Source organism: Pseudoalteromonas sp. Angola-4 (assembly GCF_028599265.1).
GTDB lineage: Bacteria > Pseudomonadota > Gammaproteobacteria > Enterobacterales > Alteromonadaceae > Pseudoalteromonas > Pseudoalteromonas atlantica.
Map to the genome: position 1 here is coordinate 19835 of NZ_JAQREK010000006.1, position 22883 is coordinate 42717.

Below are 22883 nucleotides of genomic sequence, written 5' to 3' on the forward strand. Positions count from 1 at the left end.
GTAAAAAATAAATAAAGGGATAGAAGTAATGGATATAGAATTATGGAAAAGGATTTCAGGCTTCGCTAACTTAGATAATTACCCTAAGCTTCCTTGCCCTCACTGTAATAAGTTGGCGCTAAAGTTAGATAAAGAAAGTATTCAAACAAGGCCAACATCAGAAAAAAGTTTACTGCTATCGAGCAGGAAGTTTCGTTCAGAAAAAGAAACTAGGCGGGTTAAGTTAGAAGCTAGCCAAGAGGTGATTAGTAAAAGTGAAGGTTTTTGGTTACCCCTAATGGGCGCAATTGCTACGGTGTACTCTGACCATATTGATCCAATAAATGGTGATACTTATTTGTTTAATAGCTTCTTTAGCTGTAGCGAATGTAAAAAAAGTACTACCGCATCGGGTGTATTACTTGAATCGAGTAATAGCTTTGATACCAAGGCAAAAAAAACAAAGCAAATAAAAATAGACCATTTTTCGCCAACCGTGCCTATATTTCCTCTATCGATAAACACCCCGAAAGAAATTAGTGAAGAACTATTTGACGCATTTAAACATTTTCATTTTGATCCACCATCATCAGCCTCTAAGTTAAGACGAGCAATCGAGAAGTTTTGTAAGGATATGAAAGTTGAGGGAAGTAATCTTAACCGTATGATTCAAAATTTGGCTAAGACCCGCCCTGAAGAAGCCTCGTATCTTGAGCCATTGAAATTAGTAGGGAATGAAGGAACTCATAAGTCAGATGTTACTGAACTCGATTTATTGTATGCCTTTCAAATGTTTCAGTTTGTTTTAGAGCTCTACGATCGTAATGCTCGCTTTGATGAGCTTAAGGACGTTTACGATAAGCTAGCTTTAAGATTTGGAAAAGACAAGTTACAGCTAGAACATAAGCAAGCAGCTCCAGAAGTTTTAAATAACTAAATATTATAAGAATAAAATCATGAATGATGTAACGCAAGAACGAATTTTTCAAGACGACATAATTAGTCAGATGGTAGCTAATGGCTGGGTTGAAGGCACAGGCGCTGGCTATAACTGTGAAACCGCTTTGTATGAACAAGATGCGCTTACCTTTGTTAAAAACACCCAACCTAAAGAGTGGCAAAAGCTGTGTAAGGTGTTCCCCAATGACCCTGAACGCCACTTTTTAGAAGCGTTGGTGGCACAACTTAAAAAAGCAGATATAAACGCTACAGATAAAGCCTCACGCACGTATGGTGTATTAGGTGTGTTACGCCATGGTTTAAAAATTCGTAATGCGCGTTTTGAGCTATGCCAATTTAAACCAGAGCATAACTTAAATCCCGAAACATTAGCGCGTTATGAGCAAAACACCTGCCGTATAGTACAAGAGTTAGTGTATAGCCCGTATGCCAATGCTGAGCACTTAGCAGCAACAGGTAGCAAAGCTAAAAGCTGGCGTATAGATTTAGTGTTGTTTGTAAACGGCTTGCCAGTTTCAACCCTTGAGCTTAAATCAGAATTTAAACAAGCGGTTGAAAACGCGATTAAGCAATACAAACAAACCCGCTTACCTAAAGACCCTGCGACTAAAAAACCAGAGCCACTACTTACCTTTAAGCGTGGTGCATTAGTACACTTTGCCGTAAGCCAGTACGAAGTGTATATGACTACTAAGCTTGCAGGTGATGACACCTTCTTTTTACCCTTTAACAAAGGCACAAGCGAAGGTGGTGCAGGCAATGATATACCTGAAGACACTAGCCGTTATGCAACCGATTACCTGTGGAATGAAGTATTAGTGCCTAAAAATCTGCTTAATATTTTAGGCAGCTTTGTACATTTGCAGATAGAAGATAAGGAAGATTGGGAAGGGCGTAAATACAAAAAAGAAACACTTATTTTCCCGCGTTATCACCAGTGGGATGTAGTAAGTAAGCTGATTGATGCGGCAATAGAAGAGGGCACAGGTAATAAGTATTTAGTGCAACACAGTGCGGGCTCAGGTAAATCAAACTCTATTGCTTGGACAGCCCACCAGCTTTCTACTCTTTATGACGAGCAAGGTAACAAACAGTTTCATTCAGTGATTGTTGTAACAGATAGAACAGTACTTGATGATCAGCTGCAAGATACTATTTATCAGTTTGAGCATGCAGATGGTGTAGTAGGGCGTATTAATAATAAAGAAGGTGATGGCTCTAAATCAGAGAAGCTCGCCAGCGCACTTGAAAACGCCCAGCCTATTATTATTGTGACCATTCAAACCTTTCCGTTTGTATTACGTGCTATAGAGAACAGTACTAGCTTAAAAGAGCGCAGCTATGCAGTTATTGCCGATGAAGCTCATTCATCACAAAGCGGCTCTACCGCTCGCCAGTTAAAAGAAGTACTAATGACTGAAGAGGCTGACGATGATGTTGAGTTATCGTCAGAGGATATACTCGATGCAACCGTTGCAGCCCGCCGTGGTAGTGCAAACCTTAACTACTATGCGTTTACTGCCACACCTAAAGCAAAAACAATAGAGCTGTTTGGTCGATTACCTGACCCAGAACTACCGCCATCAAAACAAAATAAGCCAGTGGCGTACCACATATATTCAATGCGCCAAGCAATAGAGGAAGGTTTTATATTAGATGTACTTAAAAATTACACTAACTATAAGGTGATGTACCAACTTGCTCAAAAAATAGAAGCGGCAGATGAAGAGGTTGATAGTAAAAAAGCAGCGGTAAAGCTTAACCAATGGGTGCGCTTACACGACCATAATATATCGCAAAAAGTTAAAGTGATTATTGAACACTTTAAAGATAACGTAATGGGTTTATTAGGCGGGCAAGCCAAAGCAATGGTAGTAACGGGCTCACGTAAAGAGGCCGTACGTTATAAGTTAGCATTTGATAAATATGTAGCTGAAGCCCTAGCAGAGCAAAAAACAGGTTATTCGACAATACGCGCTATGGTGGCATTTTCAGGCGAAGTTGAATTTACTAAAAGCGATCCTGATAGCGCTGCATTTTTAGATAAAAAGTTTACTGAAAAAAATATGAACCCTGACCTTAAAGGCCGCGATATGCGCAAAGCCTTTGATAGTGACGATTACCAAGTAATGCTGGTGGCTAATAAGTTTCAAACAGGGTTCGACCAACCAAAGCTATGCGCTATGTACGTAGATAAAAAGTTAGGGGGTGTTGAGTGTGTACAAACCCTGTCGCGACTAAACCGTACTTACCCAAGTAAAGCTGAAACAGGCACGTTTGTATTGGACTTCTTTAATGCCCCAGAAGATATACTAGAAGCATTTCAGCCTTACTACCAAACCGCAGAGCTTGCCGATGTTACTGACCCTCAGATTGTTTTTGATTTGTTTGAAAAGCTGCGTGCTAGCGGTATATTTTTGTGGTCTGAGGTTGAGCAGTTTTGTGCGGCCTTCTTTATCAAGAACAAGTCAAACGCGGCAATCAGTAATATTATTCACCCAGCTAAAGAGCGTTGGCAAAAGCGTTACGCATCTGCAATTGAGGCGTATATAAAAGCCAAAGAAATGTTTGAACGCACTAAAAAGACTGAAGACGCTGTATTAATAGCTAACGCAGAAACAAGCTTTAAAGAGTGCAAACAAGAAAAAGACCGTCTAGAAATATTCAAAAAGGATTTAGGCAGCTTTACCCGCTTTTACGAGTTTATGTCGCAGCTGGTGGAATACGACGACAAAGAGCTTGAAAAGTTAAGCTTGTTTGCTCGCCACTTGCGCCCACTGTTACGTGAAAGAGTAGTAACAGAAGATGAGCTTGATTTAGACAACGTAGTAATGAGCCATTACCGCCTATCAAAAATACGCCAGCAAGATATACAGTTAAAAGAAGACGCGCCTGATTACAAGCTAGAGCCAAGTAATGATGTGGGGAGTGCTAAAGCGAAAGATAAAAAAGAAGCGTTTTTATCACAAATAATCGACAAGCTTAATGAGGTTTTCATCACTGATAACCTAACCAATAAAGATATGCTTAATTACGCTTTTACAGTGCGCGATAAACTAACTGAAAACGCCTCTGTAATGAGCCAGATTGCAAACAATAGCCCAGAGCAAGCTATGTTAGGTGATTTCCCTCAAGCGATGGATGACGCCATTTTAGGAAGCAGTGACGCACACCAAGAACAAATGATGCAACTGCTGTCAGATCCCGCAAGAAACCAGCAATTCGCGCGAGTGATATTTGATATGTTGAGTGGATTAAATAGTAGAAAGTGATTCTAGGGTACGATTACAATATTTGAGAAGTAAACTTAATGATAAAGGAGTGACATTATGAATGTTAATAAAACCACTTTGGTTAAGAAGGAGAAGTTAGTTGTTAATAGTAATCAAAAAACACAACTTAGTGATTATGAATTAAATAAAGTAGCCTCAAGAATTGAGGATGAAATAAATACTAGCCAAAATAGAAAAGCAACGGTTAAAATTTTTGAGGTGGAGTAAAGTATATGGATGTACGTGTTTTTGTTAGTGAAGAAGTAAAGGCCAGCTCTTCACAACCGTTATTAAAAAAAATTGTTGATGAATTTAAATTGTATAAAAGTGGAAAGGGTAGGCCTGCGCACTTTGGTAGAGATGTGCCATATGATTTCCCTTTTTCTGTAAAGGAATCTGGCCTTGCCCATATACATTTAAAAGACTCAACATCAAAAGGTTGGCATTTAAAAAAAGTATCGTTTAGCAAAACCAGTAATACAGCTTTAATTTATTGCCAAGGCTCGGTTCAAAAAAACTGTTATTTTTTAATTTCAATTTTAGAGAATGCACATGAAACATATAAGGTTAAACCTTTATATTTAGAATACCTAGCTGAAAGAGCCGAAGTATTTAGAGAAAAGTTTTAGATAGAGAGTATTTATGAAAAACATCAATTGGTTTACTGATGAACCATCAGAGGTAGGTCTTCACTTTGTAGCTGTAAAATATGGTGAAGGGGCTGGGACATTCGATTTTATAGAGTGGGATGGCAATAAATGGCTTACTGAATATGAAGGTAAAGTTATTGCATACACTACACTGGAAGGTTTAATAAGAGATAGTAATATAGAATGGCCAGAAGAAACTAAAAAAGTAGAGCTGAAAAAAGACCCAAATGTAGATGCTGATAGTCTTTGGGAAGAAATGTAGGACAAAAAGTTATAAAAGTTTTATTAAACGAATTTAACGTAGGGGTTCGAATATGACACTTATTTTTAGTACCATGGTTAGTACCACCAACCTCTTTTTTGATTTGGTATTTATAACTAAATCAATGTTTTGCATTGTCTACCAAGACTCCCCCAGCTCCACCAATACAGGTATTTAAGTTCGTTACTTAAAAACCATAAAAAACCGCCAATTTGAGCAATCAGATTGGCGGTTTTTTTATGGTTTTAATTTATTCTGTGCTTGTAGTGGCTAGCTTCATTTTTATCGACCTTACTTTCATTTTAATACTAATAATAATAAGCGTTAAAAACGACATTAAGCTAATTAGTAGAGTTAAATCTAATATCGGTGACTTGGCGAGTTGTGTGTTTGTAGGCGTGACGGGCAAAGCGTCAGGCTTATTTTGTTGTTGCCTAATGTAGCTTTGGCTTATCCAATCAACGGCGTTGATCCATTGAATTTTATCAGGGTTATCATTACCAAGCTTGCTCATTACATGGGCGTCGTTATTAAGCGATTTAGCAAGGTTAATTAATTGCTCCCAAAATACATGTTCGGTGCCTAGCGCATCTATTTCTTGTAGGTGCTGCTTTAACCTTTCTGCGCCCATGCTGTTTATATTTGGTTGCTTTAGAATTTTTGCGTAACTGTTTATATGCGTTGAAAAACGAGCAAAATAGCTATCAATTTTTTGCTGCGCCCCTTGGTTAAGCTCATCTGTGTTGTGGGTGTTAGGCAAGGTGACTTCTGGGTGCTTTTTTTGATTTGCTAAGTACTGCTTATAATGAACGTAATTTAATGTTGTTGAGGGCGAAGCTGATGAGCTGTCTATCATACTCATTTTAAGTGTGTTAAAGCTTATTACTGCTGAGCAAATAAGGCAGATGAATAATAAGCTATAACAAAAAAATAATGCGCTTTGCAGTGCTAATTTGGGCAAGGCGGCAGGGCTATTTACGCCGGATTCTTTAATGCTGGTTATTGTATTAGCTATGTTTTTTACTGCTGGCTCATTGCGAGCAACAACCAGTTTAGTACCCGCGGCTCTTTGGGGGGCCCTTACACTTGCGTGCGGTTCTACTTTGGTGATTAAACCAAAACTTTTTAGTTTAGATTCTGTTTTAACTGCATCAATACTCGATAGGTCTTTGAGGAGTGCGTAGGCTCGGCCATCAAATAATTTTACAGCGACATTATGGGGAATTTTTAAAAACTGACAAAGTTGCTCTTGTACGGTACTAATGTCAGCATTTTGGTGTAACTGACCATTAAAAATAATTTTAAATGAGGCGCTCACGCTATGTCCTTATTCGTGCAACTTCCATTGAGGAATTTTTATTATTGTTTTAACACGCTGTTAATTTACCAGATAAAATAAGGGGTTTCTAGTATTTAGCCTTATTAAACTAGTAAAAAAGCCTGAACAAAATTTACTCTGTTGAGTTTTTAACGCATTGTTTTGTGGTGATTTTAGTGGAAGTACTTGTTTTTCATGTTGTTTTATTAGGAACGCGGTGTGTAGGCTTTTATAAAGCGATTTAAACGTGTTGTTTACATTTAATAAATATAGTGAAGCAAGGGTGGGCACGTGCGATTTAGCATTTAAATACGTTGCCCTTTGCAAGGGGGTTTACAAAGGGCAACCAGAGTGTTTATTTTACGGCTGCTTTAATGGGCGTTTCGCCGTCAAATAGTTCAAAAACGCGGTTGCCATTAAATGCGTTAGTAGCAATATGTAATAGGGCATTGGCAACGTTTTCGCGGCTAATTTTAGCTTTAGAACGATCGTTTGGACGCTCGGTGGTTACTTTCATTGAGGCGCTTTCATCGGTCAGCCCACCTGGGCGCACTATGGTGTAGTTTAAGCCACTGTTGATAAGGTGCTCATCGGCCATATGTTTGGCAACTAAGTAAGGCTTTAAGTCGCTTTCAATTGAGTCTGGATCGTCAGCGCCAATAGAGCTAATCATAATAAAATGCTTTACGCCATGCTCTTTAGCATACGTTGCTGCTTTGGTGGCTGCCCATAAATCAATAAGCACGGTTTTGTCTGTGCCTGTACTTCCGCCAGAGCCAGCAGCAAAAATAACTTGATCGCAATCTTTTAACGCACCAGAAAAATCTTCTTCGAGATCTTGCTCCACAATGCTTAAAAATGGACTATCTAAATCATCTAACTTACTTTTATCACGCACTAATGCAGATACATTTTGCTCATTGTTTAAAAGCAACTTGGTTGCCATTTTACCAATTTGCCCGCTAGCGCCAATAATTAGGGTCTTACTCATAATTAATTCCTTCTCAATTTAGTGTAAAGGTATTTAGTACAAATAGACCTTGGGGTAGGCATTCGTTTTTAAAGGGTAAAACGCTGTTTTTCTCTACAAAGTGGTTATTTAAAAGTAAATAAAAATTGAGTCTGAACTGAGCATGAAAATTAGCCGCTTTTTACTGTGTTTATTCAATCATTATGCTGACTTCGGTAACATAATTATGATGGTATAAACTGATGCGAACAGCATGGTTTTGGTAGTTATAGTAAAGGGTGCGGTAGTTATTATCGCCTTTGCTGTTAATGGGGTCACCAAGGGCCTGCTGATAAAACTTAGAAATAGCATCAATAGAAGCAGCTAAATACCCTGTTCTAACCAGCGGGTATTCGCCAGTTACATCCATGGTGGTTATGAATTCTTCAGGTAAGGGATGGCGGTTACGTCTTGGCTAAATGTGTTAAACGATATAGCGGCGAGTAATGTTACAGCACAAGTTAAAGCTTTCATTGTGATCCTTTTATTGATACCCATCCGCATTCATACATATGGTGCGCATTGGTTATATAATACCAGTGCGCAATAATACTTAATCATTTTGCGGTGCTAACCGTGTCGCTACCTGTTTTAAAAAATTCTTATTTAGAACAACTAAATAGCGAACTTTTTTCTTAGCCATCAACAGGTTTTTCCAGCCTCAAAATTGATCACTTAATTAAGCGGATTGGTATAAATTCCTTTTATGGTTATTATTTTACGCAAAAAATGAATGATGTCATTTAAATTTTATTTCGTATTAAATCACGCACTATAAAACGCGCAGGGTGAATGGCCTGGCTTACACGCTCGCTGAGTGGGCGTGGTTCATTATTTAACGTGCTAATAAAGTGCTCGCTTAATAACGGTGCGCTGCATAATGCGCGCGCTCCAAATCCGGTAAAAATATGTAAGCCTTGTTGTGGCTTGCATAGAGGTGAGTATTGATAGCGTTTACCTAGGCGTAAATTAGCAAAGGCGGTGCTGTAATCGCTTTGCTCACACCATTGTCCTGCCATTGGTAAGTGATCTATAAACGTGCAGCGCACAGCTGCTTTAGCACAGGTGATGTCACCTAATGTGGTGGCAAAGTCGCTTTGATGGTAAAAGCTAAGTAATTGCTCATGGTTTAGCTGGTTGTCTTTGTCTGTAACCGCGCGACTTTTTGTGTTTTTTTCAAATGTAGCGCCCATACAGTGTTTACCTAAATAGGCGGGGGTAAAATAACCTTTATGGCACAACACGGTTTTAAGCTGCTTAGATTGTTCACTCGCTTGAATATGCGATACTTGACCACGTACCCCTACAATAGGTAATGCGTTTGTTTGTTCAAACGCATCGCTATGCTCACCTGCACATATTATTACATCACTAAAAGGGCCATATTGGGTATGCTTGTGGGTTAAATACCAGCCTGCATCGGTTTTAGTAAGCTGCTGTATATGGCAATTAAAATAGCTATTAATGGGGTTAAGGCTATTGGCCGCTTTTAGCATTGCCTCAACTAGCTGGGGTGGGTTTACCCAACCGCCTTGCTCAAAATAAACGCCGGAGTAGCCGGTTTTTACGCCTGCCAGTTTATCTCCTTGCTCTACAGTTACATTGCGCATTAAGGCTTGAGGCCATAACTGTTTTTGTTCTAAGTTTTGATGTTTATTGGCAAGAGGCTTTTTTACCGCATGTTGCAGCACACCGCACCAGCTGTAATCAAAATTAAAGCCGTTTTTTAGTAGTTGCTGGTAACTGCGTTTAGCGTATAAAAAACTGTGCGCAAATAATTCACTATGAGGTGAGTTTTTAGCTTGCAGATGGGGGTAAACCGCGCCTTGTACGTTATGTGAAGCACCCATAGCAGGTTTTTCATCTTGGCAAAATAGGCTACTTTTAATGCCACGCTTAGCCAAACTGTGCAAAATACAGCTACTCGCAATCCCTCCGCCAATTACAGCAACATGCTCTAACTTGGCAGGGGGTTGTTCAAAGTACGGGGGCGATGACTGTGCACTATTAGCGTGTGCTAATTGGCCTATCAGCATTTCGCGTTTACGGCCAAAGCCTTTCGCTTTTTGCATGCTAAAGCCTGCAGCTATTAAGCCTCGGCGTACAAAACCTGCAGCGGTAAATGTGGCAAGTGTTGCATGCTTGCGCGATATATCAACCATGGCATTAAACACACTTTGTTGCCACATGTCAGGGTTTTTACTCGGTGCAAAGCCATCTAAAAACCATGCATCGACCACCCCTGATTGCGGGTAGCTCATTGCATTTATTGAATCAAGCACGTCGCCAAAATACAAATCAAGTATAACTTGGCCGTTATTAAATTCTATACGATGACAGCCGCCTAAATTTATAGGGTAATGTGTTATTAATTCATCACTAAGCTTGTTTAATATTGGCCACGCTTGCAGTGCTTTTTTTAGATCATCAGCATTAAGCGGGTATTTTTCAAACGAAATAAAATGCAATCGCTTAACCCGTTTGTCTACTTGATTTTGAACTTGTTGATTGGCAAGGTGGTCATTAAAGTGTTGCCATGCATTTAAAAAGTTTAAACCAGTACCAAAACCGGTTTCGGCAATAACAAAATGCGTTTGGTCATGATTTTGTAACCGCGCCTGTATATTGTTTTGTTGATAAAACACGTAATGCGATTCAGCAAGGCCGTCGTCATTAGAAAAATAAACATCGTCAAAGTTATCGGCTACCGGTGTGCCTACATCATTAAAGTGTATTTGGGCGTTTTTTATCATGACTTATTAAATTTTTAGACAGTATTTTTTAATTATTTTACGGGTTTTCTTTGAAATAGTCTGGCGTTATTTATAAGCTATTAAATTCAGAGTACAGGTGTACGCTAGAAAGCTGACCACTTAACGCCTAAAAACAGCGTAAAATACACAGTAATTTAGTATCAAGCTAAGGGAATTACCCATGAGAAGAGCCGTAATTACGGGTATCGGTGTTGTATCAAGCATCGGTAATAACAAACAAGAAGTATTAGAGTCACTAAAAGCGGGCAAAAGCGGTATTGCTTTTAACCAAGAATTTGCCGATTACAACTTACGTAGTAATGTATCGGGCAAAATTGATATTGATGTTAAAGAACACGTAGACCGTAAAGCAATGCGCTTTATGGGTGATGCTGCTGCTTACTCTTATATTTCTATGAAGCAAGCAATTGAAGATGCTGGCTTATCTGATGAGCAAGTATCTAATGAGCGCACGGGTTTATTAGTTGGCTCTGGTGGTGGCTCTTCAAAGTGGCAAGTAGAAGCGGCCGATATTTTGCGCGAAAAAGGCGTAAAGCGTGTAGGTCCTTATATGGTTCCGCGTACGATGGCAAGCACGACATCGGCTTGTTTAGCAACGCCATTTAAAATTAAAGGCGTTAACTATTCTATAAGTTCTGCGTGTGCAACATCTGCACATTGTATTGGCCACGCTGTTGAGCAAATTCAATTAGGCAAGCAAGATGTTATTTTTGCCGGTGGTGGTGAAGAGCTCCACTGGACTCTTGCAATGGAATTTGACGCAATGGGCGCGTTATCTACCAAATATAATGAAACACCAGAAAAAGCATCTCGTACGTACGATGCAAACCGCGATGGTTTTGTTATTTCTGCTGGTGGCGGTATTGTTGTAGTAGAAGAGCTTGAGCATGCACTTGCTCGTGGCGCACATATTTACGCAGAAATTGTAGGCTACGGTGCTACATCTGATGGCTACGACATGGTAGCACCTTCAGGTGAAGGCGCAGTACGCTGTATGCGCCAAGCAATGCAAGGCGTTGATACACCAATTGATTATTTAAACACGCACGGTACATCTACGCCAGTAGGGGATGTTAAAGAGCTAGGCGCTATTCAAGAAGTATTTGGTGGTAACTCGCCGCTTATTAGTGCGACTAAATCTTTAACGGGCCACGCACTAGGTGCTGCGGGTGTTCACGAAGCTATTTTCTCAATTTTAATGATGGAAAACGACTTTGTAGCGCCATCTATTAACGTAGATGAGCTAGATGAGCAAGCACAAGGCCTTAACATTGTAACTGAGCGCCGTGATGCACAGCTTAATACTGTTATGTCTAATAGCTTTGGTTTTGGTGGTACAAACGCCACATTAGTTATGAGCAAATATAAAGGTTAATTCGTTTTCTCTTTATAGTGATTAAAAGCCGAGCATTGCTCGGCTTTTTAGTTTGTGTAATGGCTCGGTTGTTCGTTACAATAGCGCCTCATTTTGCCATACGGACTCCCCAATGAAGATTCTTGCCGATCAAAACATGCCTTTAGTTGAGCAGTATTTTGCAGACTTTGGTGAGGTAACGCGCTTTGATGGACGAAACTTAACACCCGATGCGTTAATTGATGTTGATGTATTACTTACGCGTTCGGTTACTAAAGTAAACAGTGACTTGCTTGCCCACGCTAATAAATTAAGCTTTGTAGGTACCGCCACTATTGGTGTTGATCATATAGATACACAGTTACTAAACGATAAAGGCATTGCCTTTAGTAGTGCCCCAGGTTGCAATGCAGTGGCGGTGGCTGAGTATGTAATAAGTAGCTTGTTTGCCTTAAGCCAAGAAAACGCAGCCCCTTTATGTGGTCAAACAATAGGTATTGTTGGGGTGGGTAACATTGGCAGCTGTTTAGCACAAAAACTAAAAGCACTTAATGTTGATGTTTTATTATGTGACCCAATTAAACATGAGCAGGGCTTATTAGCCGAGCATGTTGAGCTTGACGAACTACTTGAGCGCGTAGATGCGGTTACCTTTCATGTACCGCTGATTAAAACCGGTGAGCACAAAACGCATCATCTAATTGATGAAAAACGCCTTAAAGCGTTAAAGCCTGGGTTAGCAGTTATAAATGCGAGCCGTGGAGAAGTAATTGATAATCAAGCTTTGTTATCGGTTATGGAGCAAGGGGCAGACTTAGATTTGGTTTTGGATGTTTGGGAAAACGAGCCTAACATTTTAATTCCATTGCTTGATCATGTGCGCTATGCCAGCGTGCACATTGCCGGCCATACCCTTGAAGGAAAAGCCCGCGGCACACAAATGCTGTACCAAGCATTGTGTAAATTAAAAGGCGTAACCGCAGAAAAATCTCTCGCTGATTTTTTACCACAACCTGCTGTTACAAGCCTAAGTTTACAAAGCAGCTTTACTGAGGCTGATATTGCGCGTTTAGTGCATTTAATTTACGACGTACGCCGTGATGATGGCATTTTGCTGCGCAACTTAGCAAAAGACGGGTTTGATAGTTTACGTAAAAACTACCCAGTCAGGCGTGAGTTTAGCACTTTAACGGTAAAAGGGAGTGCACAGCATACAGATGCACTCGCTCAGCTTGGCTTTAACACCGCAAACTAATTTAACTAGTAGTGTTGTTTTAACACTGCTTAAAGAGGATAAAATATGTCGCAAAAATATAACGTTGCTGTACTTGGCGCTACAGGCTTAGTAGGTCGTCAAATTATTGAAACCCTGGAAGATCGTAAATTTCCGGTAGACCAACTTTTTTTACTAGCCAGTAGCCGCAGCGCAGGTGAAGACATAAAGTTTCGTGGTGAAACCATTGAAGTGCAAGACGTAGAAGGCTTTGACTTTAGCCAAGCACACATAGGTTTGTTTTCAGCTGGTGGCAGTGTATCAGAAAAATACGCGCCAATTGCAGCCGATGCGGGCTGTGTTGTAATTGATAACACCTCACATTTTAGAAATGATTTTGAAGTACCGCTAGTGGTACCAGAAGTTAATGCAGCAAGCCTTGAAGACTTTAGAAACCGCAATATTATTGCAAACCCTAACTGCTCTACTATTCAAATGATGCTAGCGCTTAAACCAATTTACGATGCTTATGGTATTGACCGCATTAATGTATCTACATACCAAGCCGTATCTGGTGCAGGCAAAGAAGCCGTAGATGAATTAGCAAAGCAAACAGCTAATTTAATGAATGCTCGCCCAATGGAAAACGAAATTTTTCCTAAGCAAATTGCATTTAACGTTATTCCTCAAATAGATACCTTTGAAGATAACGGCTACACGCGCGAAGAAATGAAAATGGTAAACGAGACGCATAAAATTTTGGGCGATACCACTATTGCTGTTAACCCAACCTGTGTACGTGTACCTGTATTTTTTGGCCACTCTGAGTCAATCAACATTGAAACACGCATGCCGTATGACTTTGAACACGTTAAACAGCTTTTAAATGATGCCCCAGGAGTCGAGCTTATTGAAGATGAGGGCGATTACCCAACCGCGGTTTCAGATGCCAGTGGTAATGATACAGTTTACGTTGGCCGCTTACGCGCTGATATTTCGCACCCTCATGGTTTAAATATGTGGGTTGTAAGTGATAACACCCGTAAAGGGGCTGCCACTAATAGTGTGCAAATAGCGGAAGAGTTAATCGCTAACTACTTATAAATACTCGCTAATATTGTGTGTAAATTAAGCGGCAAACTTTTATAGTTTGCCGCTTTTGTATTTAAGGGAGCCAAATTATTGCCGCTTAGCGTTGCTACAAACTAAACGCCTTGATCTATCACGATAAAATAGTATTAAGAATAAAGTTTTAAGGTATTTATTTTCAAAGCGTTGCAATGGATATTAGGCCGCAACTGGTTTATAGTTTGTAACTGGAATAGAGCTTGCAACAAAAATAGATTGTAATAACAAATGTAGATCAGCTATTTGGCTGGTTACGGCAAGAATAATTAATGTTGAGCAGCTAAATAAATAGCAAAGCATTTAACATTTACACATTAAAGGATCAGCATGCGCGGTTTAGCTTCACTTATTATATTAGCGTCTGCATTGGTAGTAACTCCAATTTACTCTCAAGACAGCACCCAATTAAAGGGGCCAAAAGGCGCTGACTATGGTGCGCAAGGGCGATCAATAGGGCCTATAAAGCCAACCGATACACTATGGCGTATTGCTGCCAAAGTACGCCCAGATAACTCAGTTAGTATTTACCAAGTTATGCAAGCCTTGTATAACAAAAACCCTAATTCTTTTTTAGAACAAAACCTAAACCACATGCAAAGTGGTGCATATTTAAAAATACCCACTTTAGCGGAAATTAGACGCGTAAATCCACAGCTTGCTAAACAACGCTCAGAGCAAGATGACGCGCTGTGGGAAAAAAAGAAAAATGGCACACTAACCACCAGTGAAATTAACGCCGCGCAAACTAAAGTAACACAAGCTCGTAAAGCCGATGTTGACGACGCTAAAAAAGAAATCCAAAAAGAATTAAATGAAATAAAAACGCAGCAAGGTAATAAGCTTGTAGAGCTGCAGCAGCAATTTAAAAGCTCGGTTAATAATGTAGAAGAAATATTAGCTGAAAATAATAATCTCAAAAAACAATTGTCGGGTATTTCAAAAGAGCTCGCCAATGTAAAAGAACAGCTAGGTCAAGACAGCGAAATTCAAAAACAGCTAAAAGAGCTAATAGAAAAACAAAACGAAATAATAGCTCAGCAAAAAGTGCAAGAAGTACCAAAAGAAGAACCTTTTGACCTAGGCGCTTTAATGTCTAACCCGCTTGTGCTTATTTTATTAATGACCATTCCTGCGTTATTAATTATTTTTGCTGTGGTGATGCTTTTACGAAAGCGCACCAACAAAGACGAAGAAACTCAAGATGACGATGATTTTCTGCCACAAACGCCCAGCTTTACCGAAGACGAGCCGCAAAGTAATGATGCGTTAGACGATCCAATCATTCCTGACCCTCTTGATGATTTAGATATTCAACTAGATGACAATCATAGCAACGATATTTTGCCAGAGGAGGATATTGCATTTGATGATTCTCTCGATGATGCGTTAGACGATGAATTTTCTGATTCAGAAAACTTGCTCGATCAAGACGAATTAGAAAGCCTATTAAGTGATGATATTGTTTTTGATGACGAAGGCAGTGAAGGGGACGAGTTAGACGTTTTCATGCAGCAGGGCTTTGATGAACCTGTAGATGAAAAACAAGATGATGAAATTGACCTTGATTTAGATGATACAAAAGATTCGGACGATATTTTAAGCAGTGACGACCTAGACGATTTATTTGACGAGGACGATAGCCTGCCTGAAATTGACTTGCCTGGGGTTGAGCAGCCTACCGCGGATAGCAGCTTAGAAAGCAATGATGAGTTGGCCGCCTTAAGCGAAGAGCTAGCCCAAGAAGAGGATGATGACTTTGATATAGATGAATTATTAGATCAACAAGCTGATAAAGAATCACCAAAAGACGATGACTTTGATTTAGACGACATAGACAGCTTAATTGATGAAGCCGGCGATACACCTGATGAAACCCCTGCTGATGCGCTGGTTGAAGAAAGCGATGACTTTGATTTAGACGACATAGATAGCCTAATTGATGAAGCCGGCGATACAACCGAAGAAACCCCTGCTGATGTTGCGCTGGTTGAAGAGAGCGATGACTTTGATTTAGACGACATAGACAGCTTAATTGATGAAGCGGGCGATACACCTGATGAAGCCCCTGCTGATGCGCTAGTTGAAGAAAGCGATGACTTTGATTTAGACGACATAGACAGCCTAATTGATGAAGCAGGCGATACACCTGATGAAACACCTACGGAAGCGCTGGTTGAAGAAAACGATGACTTTGATTTAGACGACATAGACAGCTTAATTGATGAAGCGGGCGATACACCTGATGAAGCCCCTGCTGATGCGCTAGTTGAAGAAAACGATGAGTTTGATTTAGACGACATAGACAGCTTAATTGATGAAGCGGGCGATACACCTGATGAAACCCCTGCTGATGCGCTAGTTGAAGAAAACGATGACTTTGATTTAGACGACATAGACAGCCTAATTGATGAAGCCGGCGATACAACCGAAGAAGCTCCTGCTGATGCGCTAGTTGAAGAAAGCGATGACTTTGATTTAGACGACATAGACAGCTTAATTGATGAAGCTGAAGATTCATCTGCCGCTCAAGTAGCAACAGATAATAATACTGAGCGAGATATTGATAGCGCATTAGCTGATTCAGTCGAAGATCTAGCTGATGCACAGGAAGATTTTGACGAAGATGATATTGAAACATTAGCGTCTTCACTTATTGATGAGCCAGAGCTTCTCGAGGAACCAGAGCTTCTCGAGGAGCCAGAGCTTGTAGAAGAACCCGAGCTTGCAGATGAGCCTGAACTTGTAGATGAGTCTGAACTTGTAGATGAGCCAGAGCTCGAAGAAGAGCCTGAGCTTGTAGATGAGCCTGAGCTTGAAGAGGAGCCTGAGCTTGAAGAGGAGCCTGAGCTTGAAGAAGAGCCAGAACTTGAAGAAGAGCCTGAACTTGAAGAAGAGCCTGAACTTGAAGAAGAGCCTGAACTTGTAGGAGAGCCTGAACTTGAAGAAGAGACTGAACTTGTAGGAGAGCCTGAACTTGTAGAAGAGCCTGAACTTGTAGAAGAGCCTGAACTTGTAGAAGAACCTGAACTTGTAGAAGAACCTGAACTTGAAGAAGAACCAGAGCTCGAAGAAGAGCCTGAGCTTGCAGACGAGCCAGAACTTCGCGAGGAACCAGAGCTTGATGCTGACTTGCTTGAAAACACTGACTTTACAGATAGTTCAGAAACGTTACTCGACCCAGAGGATGCACAGGAAGAGTACACCGACGATACCCTAAAAAGTGTTGATGAATTACTCAACGAGCTACAGCAGGCTACAGACGAAGACTATGTTGAAAACCCTGATTGGGCGTTAGATGATCTTGATGATGACATTGAAGAGGTAGAGGTTGATTTAGGTGACGATCCGCTTGATTCACAAGAAACACCAGCGAGTCCGCTTTTAGATACTCAACCTGAAAATGATGCTGTAAATGATACGCTTAGTGATGATATAGACTTTTCAGATGATAAGCCCGAGACGTTAGATGTAATAGAGCAACAGCAATATCTTCCTGATGAGTTATTGGGAGATGAGCTTGATGGTGATGCAACAGGCATGCAGCCAAGCCAAGCTGAACAAGACTTAGCAAACGCACTTTCAGGCAGTGAATTAGATAGCTTAGAAGACGACTTTGATGATGAGTTACTCATTGATAACGATTTTTCAGAGCCAGAGCTTGAGCCGAAGCATACCGATGATATAGGTGCAGATGATAACCACGCTCAAGTGCCGTCATCACTAGATGAATTAACTGATGATGAAAGCGAGCTAGATTTATCTGAAAATACGGATGAAGACGAAGGGGTTTTCGATGATGATTTATTGCAAAGCGTTGATGAGCTAGACGACGAGCTCAATGCTTTATTAGATGAGCAAGTAACTCCAAGTGAAGAACTTGACGAGTACCCTGAGTTAGAGCTTGATAACGATGACGAAATTGATTTAGATGATCAGCAATCATATAGTCCGCAAGAGTTACAAGGTGATGAACTTGATGGACAAGCAAGCGGTATGGCGCCAAGCCAAGCTGAGCAAGACTTAGCAAATGCACTTGCTGGTAACACTGGTATTGATGCGTTAGAAGCCGACCTAGATGACGAGCCGCTGATTGACGATGAGCTTGATGCGCCTTTACCGCAAGAGGAACCTCTAGGTGAAGCGCAAGCAATGGATAGTGCGCAGGAACAACCTGATTTTGACGATGCAATTTTAGAACAAGCACTTTCAGAAGATGTTGAAGATGAAATAACAAATTTGCAATTAGAAGCCGAGCTAACACAGGCTGCTGATGATCAAACTAATGAAGACGTTATACCCGACGAGCAGCTAGACGATGAATTTATGGCTGACTTAACGCAAACCGATTTTGATGCGTTGCTTAGTGAGTTAGGTGAACCGGATGAGTTAAATTTAGAAGATAGCAGCGAATTTGATGTCGACTTTGATAGCCTATTAAACGAAGACTTAGACACTGAAGTTGAAGCGAAAGCGGTACAAGAAGAGCCTTCGCAAAATGAACAGCAGGCTACAACCGATGACTTTGTTGATATTGACGCGCTACTTGAACAAAGCGATGACTCAGTACTTGAGCACGAGCCCTATGACGAGGTTAATATGGACGTAGGGTTAAGTGACTTTGATTCGTTACTTGCAGGCGATAACCCAACAGATGTTGACTTAGAAAGCGGTGGTTATTCTGCCAAGCTTGATTTGGCACGAGCATACATTGAAATTGACGACTTTGACTCAGCCCTTAAAGTGATTGAAGATGTTATTGAAAGTGGCCCTGAAGATGTACAAGAAGAAGCGCAAAGTTTAAAAGCTAAACTTAACTAGAGCATTCATGATTAAAAAAACCGCATTAGCTTTGTTAATGCGGTTTTTTTATAGGTACGAATAACTCTAACCTATAAAAGCACTTAATTAGTTTTAGACGTTAATTAAACCCAAGACGTTAAAAGCTCACTAACTTATCGCTGTGTTTTATTGGGGTAAAATAAATTACTTAATTTTGCGAATAACTATAAATAGACGAGGTTACTTTTATTGCACCGCGAGATAGCATAAAATGCCCCGTTCATTAGCACAGTAGGTAAAGCAGTAATTATGCGAGTAGCACTTGGAGTTGAATACAACGGCGCACGTTACAGTGGGTGGCAACGTCAGTCTCATGTAAATAGCGTACAACAAGAAGTAGAAAAAGCGTTGTCGAGCATTTGTAATCATCCGGTTGAAATAGTGTGTGCGGGCCGCACAGATGCAGGTGTACATGGCACTGGTCAAGTTGTACACTTTGAAACCCATGCTCCCCGTGAGATGGTTGCATTTACTATGGGAATGAACACGTTACTCCCTAAAGATATAGCGATTCGTTTTGCACAACCTGTTAGTGAAGACTTTCATGCACGCTTTAGCGCAACAGCGCGTCGTTATCGTTATGTTATTTATAATTACGCTTATAGAGGCGCAGTTATGAATGAAGGCGTTACGCACTTTCATCACCCACTTGATGAAACGAAAATGCAAGAGGCGTGTCAGTACTTAATTGGCGAGCACGACTTTACCTCTTTTAGAGCGCTGCATTGCCAAGCTAATACAGCAAATAGAACTATTCATCATTTATCGGTACAACGCCAGGGCGATTACGTTATTATTGATATTAAAGCGAACGCTTTTTTACACCATATGGTGCGTAATATTACCGGCTGTTTAATGGATATAGGCCTACACAAGCACCAACCTGTATGGTTAAAAGAGCTATTAGATTTAAAAGAACGTGCTAAAGCCAGTGCCACAGCAAAAGCCGCGGGTCTTTATTTAGTAGATGTAGATTACCCAGAACACTTTAACATTCCTAAAACCCCACTAGGGCCATTATTTTTACCTGACTCGGAATGTTAGTGCTGAATTTATAAGCGTTTATCTAACTACTAAGACCAGTTTTTTATACCGTGTTTGTGTAATTCATGTTTTAATTGAAAAAATCTGTCTGCTACTTATTAGCAGACTCGCGACACAGAACAGCATTAAGAGAGTTGCAAATGAGTTGGTTAGAAAAAATCTTACCTAAAACGACTAAGTCGTCAGGTCGTAAAGAAATTCCAGAAGGCGTTTGGGCTAAATGTACAGCTTGCGATTCAATTTTATATAAAGCTGAACTAGAAAAATCATTAAACGTATGTCCTAAATGCGACCATCACATGCGTGTGAGCGGCCGTAAACGTTTAGAGCACTTTTTAGATGAAGGTGACCGCACGGAGCTTGGCACTGAGCACGAGCCTAAGGATGTATTAAAGTTTAAAGACTCTAAAAAATACTCAGACCGTATTAGCGCAGCCCAAAAATCAAGTGGCGAAAAAGACGCGTTAGTAGCAATGAAGGGCCGCTTAAAAGGTATTCCTGTTGCCGCGGTTGCTTTTGAATTCTCATTTATGGGTGGTTCAATGGCCTCGGTTGTAGGCGCACGTTTTGTTGATGCCGTAGACCAATGTTTAGAGCACAACATGCCATTAGTGTGTTTTTCTGCCTCAGGTGGTGCACGTATGCAAGAAGCACTTATGTCGCTTATGCAAATGGCTAAAACCAGCGCTGCGCTTGCTAAAATGAGCGAAAAAGGCCTGCCGTTTATATCAGTAATGACCGACCCAACCATGGGTGGCGTATCTGCATCATTAGCGATGTTAGGTGATATTAACGTAGCTGAGCCAAAAGCTTTAATTGGCTTTGCGGGTCCGCGCGTAATTGAGCAAACAGTGCGTGAAACCTTGCCAGAAGGTTTTCAACGCAGTGAGTTCTTATTAGAGCACGGTGCAATTGATATGATTATTGACCGTCGTGAAATGCGCGACACATTAGCACGCGTACTTGCTAAATTTATGAACTTGCCTTCTACCGAACAAGAGCATAGAGTAGCGTAAATTTCAGCTTTACTGATTACACGCTATGACAAATACAATTCCTAGCCAATCATCAAGCCTTGATGATTGGCTTTGTTATTTAGAGAGTGTTCACCCTGCAAATATTGAAATGGGACTCGAACGCGTTGCTACTGTTGCAAATAACATTGGCTTATTAAACACTTCCAGCAAAATTATTCTTATTGGCGGCACAAACGGCAAAGGCACAACTGCACGCTGTTTAGAATCGCTATTACTTGCGCAAGGTTACAGCGTAGGTACGTATGCCTCTCCTCATTTAATTAGATACAACGAGCGTGTGCGCATAAATGGCCAAGAGTTTGATGATCAATACCATGTTGATGCCTTTAACACGCTAGAGCAAGGTCGCGCTAATACGGCGCTTACGTATTTTGAATATGGCACCCTAGGTGCGCTGGCTATTTTTAAACGCTTTGAGGTTGATTATGTGCTGCTTGAGGTTGGTTTGGGCGGGCGCTTTGATGCCACCAATATTGTTACACCTTATGCAAGCGTGATCACCACCATAGATTTAGATCATAAAGAATACCTAGGCGATACACGAGAGTTAGTTGCTTATGATAAAGCAGGTATATTTCGTCAAAACACGCCGGCTATTATTGGTGATTTAAACATACCACATACAATGACCGATTACGGTGCTGAAATTAAAGCAGGCATGGTTATATCCGGTACTGATTTTATATTCAAAGAGCACGAAGCGCATTTTACATGGCAATATAAAAATCATAATTTGCTGTTAGATAAGCCAGCAATCCCTGCACAAAATGCAGCAACGGCCTTAACAACCTTAGCTGTGCTAAATTTATTGCCAAGTGATGAGGTAATTAAGCACTGTTTAGCTAACTTAGTTGTTGAGGGGCGCTTTGAGCAGTTAAGCACTGCACCTTTAGTGTTTACCGATGTAGCTCACAATCCCGAATCTGCTCGTTATTTAGCACTAAAGCTTGCCAGCTATAAAGATAAAGGCTTTAAAATTCATGCATTAGTCGCTATGCTTGCTGATAAAGATAAAGCGGGTGTACTTAAAGAGGTAAGCCATGTAATTGATCACTGGTCTCTTACTAGCTTGCATATACCTCGTGGCGATAACGTTGAAAATATGGCCGCGGCGTTGCAAACTATACCTCATACAGGCACGCATGAACGCTATAATAGTGTGCACGATGCACTTAATGTAATTATGCCTACACAGCAAAGTGATACGCTTTTAATTGTGTTTGGGTCATTTTTTACTGTTGCAGATGCTATAAACTACTTTAAAAAATAGAGAGAAAGTCGGTGAACTCAGGTTTTATAAATCGTTTAGTCGGAACCAGTATTGTGGTGATCGCAGCAATTGTGTTTATTCCTAATATACTCGATGGCGAAAAGGTCCACTACAAAGAGGGCTTTAAAGCTATCCCTGAACGCTCTGAGTTTAAAACTATTGACCTTCAAGAGTCTATAGATGAAAAAGTAGCGCAGGCTGAGCCTTTAAAACAAGAGCAAATTGAAGACATAGCTGCCGATGACGATGTGCTGACAAGCAAACAAAGCCAATACGCAGCTGAGCCTGAAATAGTCGAAGCAAGCATAGAGCCTCAAACTGCTCCAGAGCCGGTAAAAGCAAAGCCTATTGCACCACGTAAAAGTGAAGAAAACCTCACTGATATGGCCTATGTAATTCAGCTAGGTAGTTTTTCCCATGCCGCCAATGTTAAGGCCTTACAAGCTAAGCTTAAAGCGAAAGGCTTTAAAACGTTTACAAAACCAATTAAAACGCCAAATGGCACATTGACTAAAGTGTTTGTTGGGCCCTCGCTTGATAAGGGGGAGCTGACCAAAAAGTTACCCGAGCTTAAAGCGCTTACTAAGTTAAACGGCAAAGTCACTCAATACAGCGTCTCTAATTGATTTTAAAAGGCCTTACTATAGTAAGGCTTTTTTTGTTTTTAAGGGCTAAAAATAGCCGTTAAAGTGATAAGTTTTTGTACGTGCTAGTTGCTGGTTATCTCCCGCTTTAACTTGCATATTAACGAGGTTTGGGTATAGAATGCGCCCC

Annotated in this window: 17 protein-coding genes; 13 read left to right on the forward strand and 4 right to left on the reverse strand. The window is 40.5% G+C overall.

Going from position 1 to position 22883, the window contains the following annotated elements:
- Nucleotides 1-28: 28 nt before the first annotated feature.
- Genes PSH48_RS09205 through PSH48_RS09225 form a run of 5 tightly spaced genes read left to right on the forward strand, consistent with a single transcriptional unit; the run spans nucleotide 29 to nucleotide 5123 of the window.
- Entirely contained in the window at nucleotides 29-916 is an 888-nt protein-coding gene (locus PSH48_RS09205) for a DUF4145 domain-containing protein (RefSeq protein ID WP_273611420.1), read from the forward strand.
- Nucleotides 917-935: 19 nt separating this feature from the next.
- Complete coding sequence (locus PSH48_RS09210) at nucleotides 936-4211, forward strand: type I restriction endonuclease subunit R (RefSeq protein WP_273611421.1); 3276 nt, start codon at nucleotides 936-938, stop codon at nucleotides 4209-4211.
- Between the two features lie 57 nt (nucleotides 4212-4268).
- Entirely contained in the window at nucleotides 4269-4439 is a 171-nt protein-coding gene (locus PSH48_RS09215) for a hypothetical protein (protein WP_273609743.1), read from the forward strand.
- Between the two features lie 5 nt (nucleotides 4440-4444).
- Complete coding sequence (locus PSH48_RS09220; RefSeq protein ID WP_082422723.1) at nucleotides 4445-4840, forward strand: type II toxin-antitoxin system YafO family toxin; 396 nt, start codon at nucleotides 4445-4447, stop codon at nucleotides 4838-4840.
- A gap of 13 nt (nucleotides 4841-4853) precedes the next feature.
- A complete protein-coding gene (locus PSH48_RS09225; protein WP_273609742.1) occupies nucleotides 4854-5123 on the forward strand; it encodes a hypothetical protein in 270 nt (89 codons plus the stop codon).
- Nucleotides 5124-5373: 250 nt separating this feature from the next.
- Here PSH48_RS09225 and PSH48_RS09230 read toward each other — a convergent pair whose 3' ends face one another.
- The 4 genes from PSH48_RS09230 to mnmC all read right to left on the reverse strand — a co-directional run bounded on the left by PSH48_RS09230 (nucleotide 5374) and on the right by mnmC (nucleotide 10203).
- Entirely contained in the window at nucleotides 5374-6441 is a 1068-nt protein-coding gene (locus tag PSH48_RS09230) for a hypothetical protein (protein WP_273611422.1), read from the reverse strand.
- A 355-nt stretch (nucleotides 6442-6796) separates the two neighbouring features.
- Nucleotides 6797-7432 (reverse strand): NAD(P)-binding oxidoreductase, encoded by a 636-nt coding sequence (locus PSH48_RS09235; protein WP_273589070.1) that lies wholly within the window; start codon nucleotides 7430-7432, stop codon nucleotides 6797-6799.
- A gap of 169 nt (nucleotides 7433-7601) precedes the next feature.
- Nucleotides 7602-7820: a hypothetical protein gene (locus PSH48_RS09240; RefSeq protein ID WP_273611423.1), complete on the reverse strand. Its 219-nt coding sequence runs from the start codon at nucleotides 7818-7820 to the stop codon at nucleotides 7602-7604.
- Nucleotides 7821-8193: 373 nt separating this feature from the next.
- Nucleotides 8194-10203 (reverse strand): bifunctional tRNA (5-methylaminomethyl-2-thiouridine)(34)-methyltransferase MnmD/FAD-dependent 5-carboxymethylaminomethyl-2-thiouridine(34) oxidoreductase MnmC, encoded by a 2010-nt coding sequence (gene mnmC / locus PSH48_RS09245; protein ID WP_273611424.1) that lies wholly within the window; start codon nucleotides 10201-10203, stop codon nucleotides 8194-8196.
- Nucleotides 10204-10384: 181 nt separating this feature from the next.
- Here mnmC and fabB point away from each other — a divergent pair, with 181 nt between their 5' ends.
- From fabB to PSH48_RS09285, 8 genes are all read left to right on the forward strand, one after another.
- Nucleotides 10385-11599: a beta-ketoacyl-ACP synthase I gene (gene fabB, locus PSH48_RS09250; RefSeq protein ID WP_004588393.1), complete on the forward strand. Its 1215-nt coding sequence runs from the start codon at nucleotides 10385-10387 to the stop codon at nucleotides 11597-11599.
- Between the two features lie 112 nt (nucleotides 11600-11711).
- On the forward strand, nucleotides 11712-12833 hold the full coding sequence (locus PSH48_RS09255) for a 4-phosphoerythronate dehydrogenase (RefSeq protein WP_273611425.1): 1122 nt from the start codon (nucleotides 11712-11714) through the stop codon (nucleotides 12831-12833).
- Nucleotides 12834-12878: 45 nt separating this feature from the next.
- Nucleotides 12879-13895, forward strand: a complete 1017-nt coding sequence (locus tag PSH48_RS09260; protein WP_004588395.1) for an aspartate-semialdehyde dehydrogenase — start codon at nucleotides 12879-12881, stop codon at nucleotides 13893-13895.
- 351 nt (nucleotides 13896-14246) lie between these two features.
- Nucleotides 14247-18737: a FimV/HubP family polar landmark protein gene (locus PSH48_RS09265; protein ID WP_273611426.1), complete on the forward strand. Its 4491-nt coding sequence runs from the start codon at nucleotides 14247-14249 to the stop codon at nucleotides 18735-18737.
- Nucleotides 18738-19007: 270 nt separating this feature from the next.
- Nucleotides 19008-19802, forward strand: coding sequence for a tRNA pseudouridine(38-40) synthase TruA (gene truA / locus PSH48_RS09270; RefSeq protein ID WP_054983053.1), 795 nt, complete (start codon nucleotides 19008-19010; stop codon nucleotides 19800-19802).
- Nucleotides 19803-19942: 140 nt separating this feature from the next.
- Nucleotides 19943-20818, forward strand: a complete 876-nt coding sequence (gene accD / locus PSH48_RS09275) for an acetyl-CoA carboxylase, carboxyltransferase subunit beta (RefSeq protein WP_024032247.1) — start codon at nucleotides 19943-19945, stop codon at nucleotides 20816-20818.
- A gap of 25 nt (nucleotides 20819-20843) precedes the next feature.
- The gene (folC, locus tag PSH48_RS09280) at nucleotides 20844-22109 is read left to right on the forward strand and encodes a bifunctional tetrahydrofolate synthase/dihydrofolate synthase (protein WP_273611427.1); all 1266 of its coding nucleotides are present in this window, start codon (nucleotides 20844-20846) and stop codon (nucleotides 22107-22109) included.
- An 11-nt stretch (nucleotides 22110-22120) separates the two neighbouring features.
- Nucleotides 22121-22735: an SPOR domain-containing protein gene (locus tag PSH48_RS09285; RefSeq protein WP_273611428.1), complete on the forward strand. Its 615-nt coding sequence runs from the start codon at nucleotides 22121-22123 to the stop codon at nucleotides 22733-22735.
- The last annotated feature ends 148 nt before the right edge of the window (nucleotides 22736-22883 follow it).

Bases quoted from the DNA above. Each gene is read 5' to 3' on its own strand.
- mnmC (WP_273611424.1), bottom strand. From the start codon at position 10,203: ATGATAAAAAACGCCCAAATACACTTTAATGATGTAGGCACACCGGTA.
- truA (WP_054983053.1), top strand. From the start codon at position 19,008: ATGCGAGTAGCACTTGGAGTTGAATACAACGGCGCACGTTACAGTGGG.
- PSH48_RS09235 (WP_273589070.1), bottom strand. From the start codon at position 7,432: ATGAGTAAGACCCTAATTATTGGCGCTAGCGGGCAAATTGGTAAAATG.
- PSH48_RS09220 (WP_082422723.1), top strand. From the start codon at position 4,445: ATGGATGTACGTGTTTTTGTTAGTGAAGAAGTAAAGGCCAGCTCTTCA.
- PSH48_RS09225 (WP_273609742.1), top strand. From the start codon at position 4,854: ATGAAAAACATCAATTGGTTTACTGATGAACCATCAGAGGTAGGTCTT.
- PSH48_RS09240 (WP_273611423.1), bottom strand. From the start codon at position 7,820: ATGGATGTAACTGGCGAATACCCGCTGGTTAGAACAGGGTATTTAGCT.
- accD (WP_024032247.1), top strand. From the start codon at position 19,943: ATGAGTTGGTTAGAAAAAATCTTACCTAAAACGACTAAGTCGTCAGGT.
- fabB (WP_004588393.1), top strand. From the start codon at position 10,385: ATGAGAAGAGCCGTAATTACGGGTATCGGTGTTGTATCAAGCATCGGT.
- PSH48_RS09205 (WP_273611420.1), top strand. From the start codon at position 29: ATGGATATAGAATTATGGAAAAGGATTTCAGGCTTCGCTAACTTAGAT.
- folC (WP_273611427.1), top strand. From the start codon at position 20,844: ATGACAAATACAATTCCTAGCCAATCATCAAGCCTTGATGATTGGCTT.
- PSH48_RS09255 (WP_273611425.1), top strand. From the start codon at position 11,712: ATGAAGATTCTTGCCGATCAAAACATGCCTTTAGTTGAGCAGTATTTT.
- PSH48_RS09260 (WP_004588395.1), top strand. From the start codon at position 12,879: ATGTCGCAAAAATATAACGTTGCTGTACTTGGCGCTACAGGCTTAGTA.
- PSH48_RS09210 (WP_273611421.1), top strand. From the start codon at position 936: ATGAATGATGTAACGCAAGAACGAATTTTTCAAGACGACATAATTAGT.
- PSH48_RS09265 (WP_273611426.1), top strand. From the start codon at position 14,247: ATGCGCGGTTTAGCTTCACTTATTATATTAGCGTCTGCATTGGTAGTA.
- PSH48_RS09215 (WP_273609743.1), top strand. From the start codon at position 4,269: ATGAATGTTAATAAAACCACTTTGGTTAAGAAGGAGAAGTTAGTTGTT.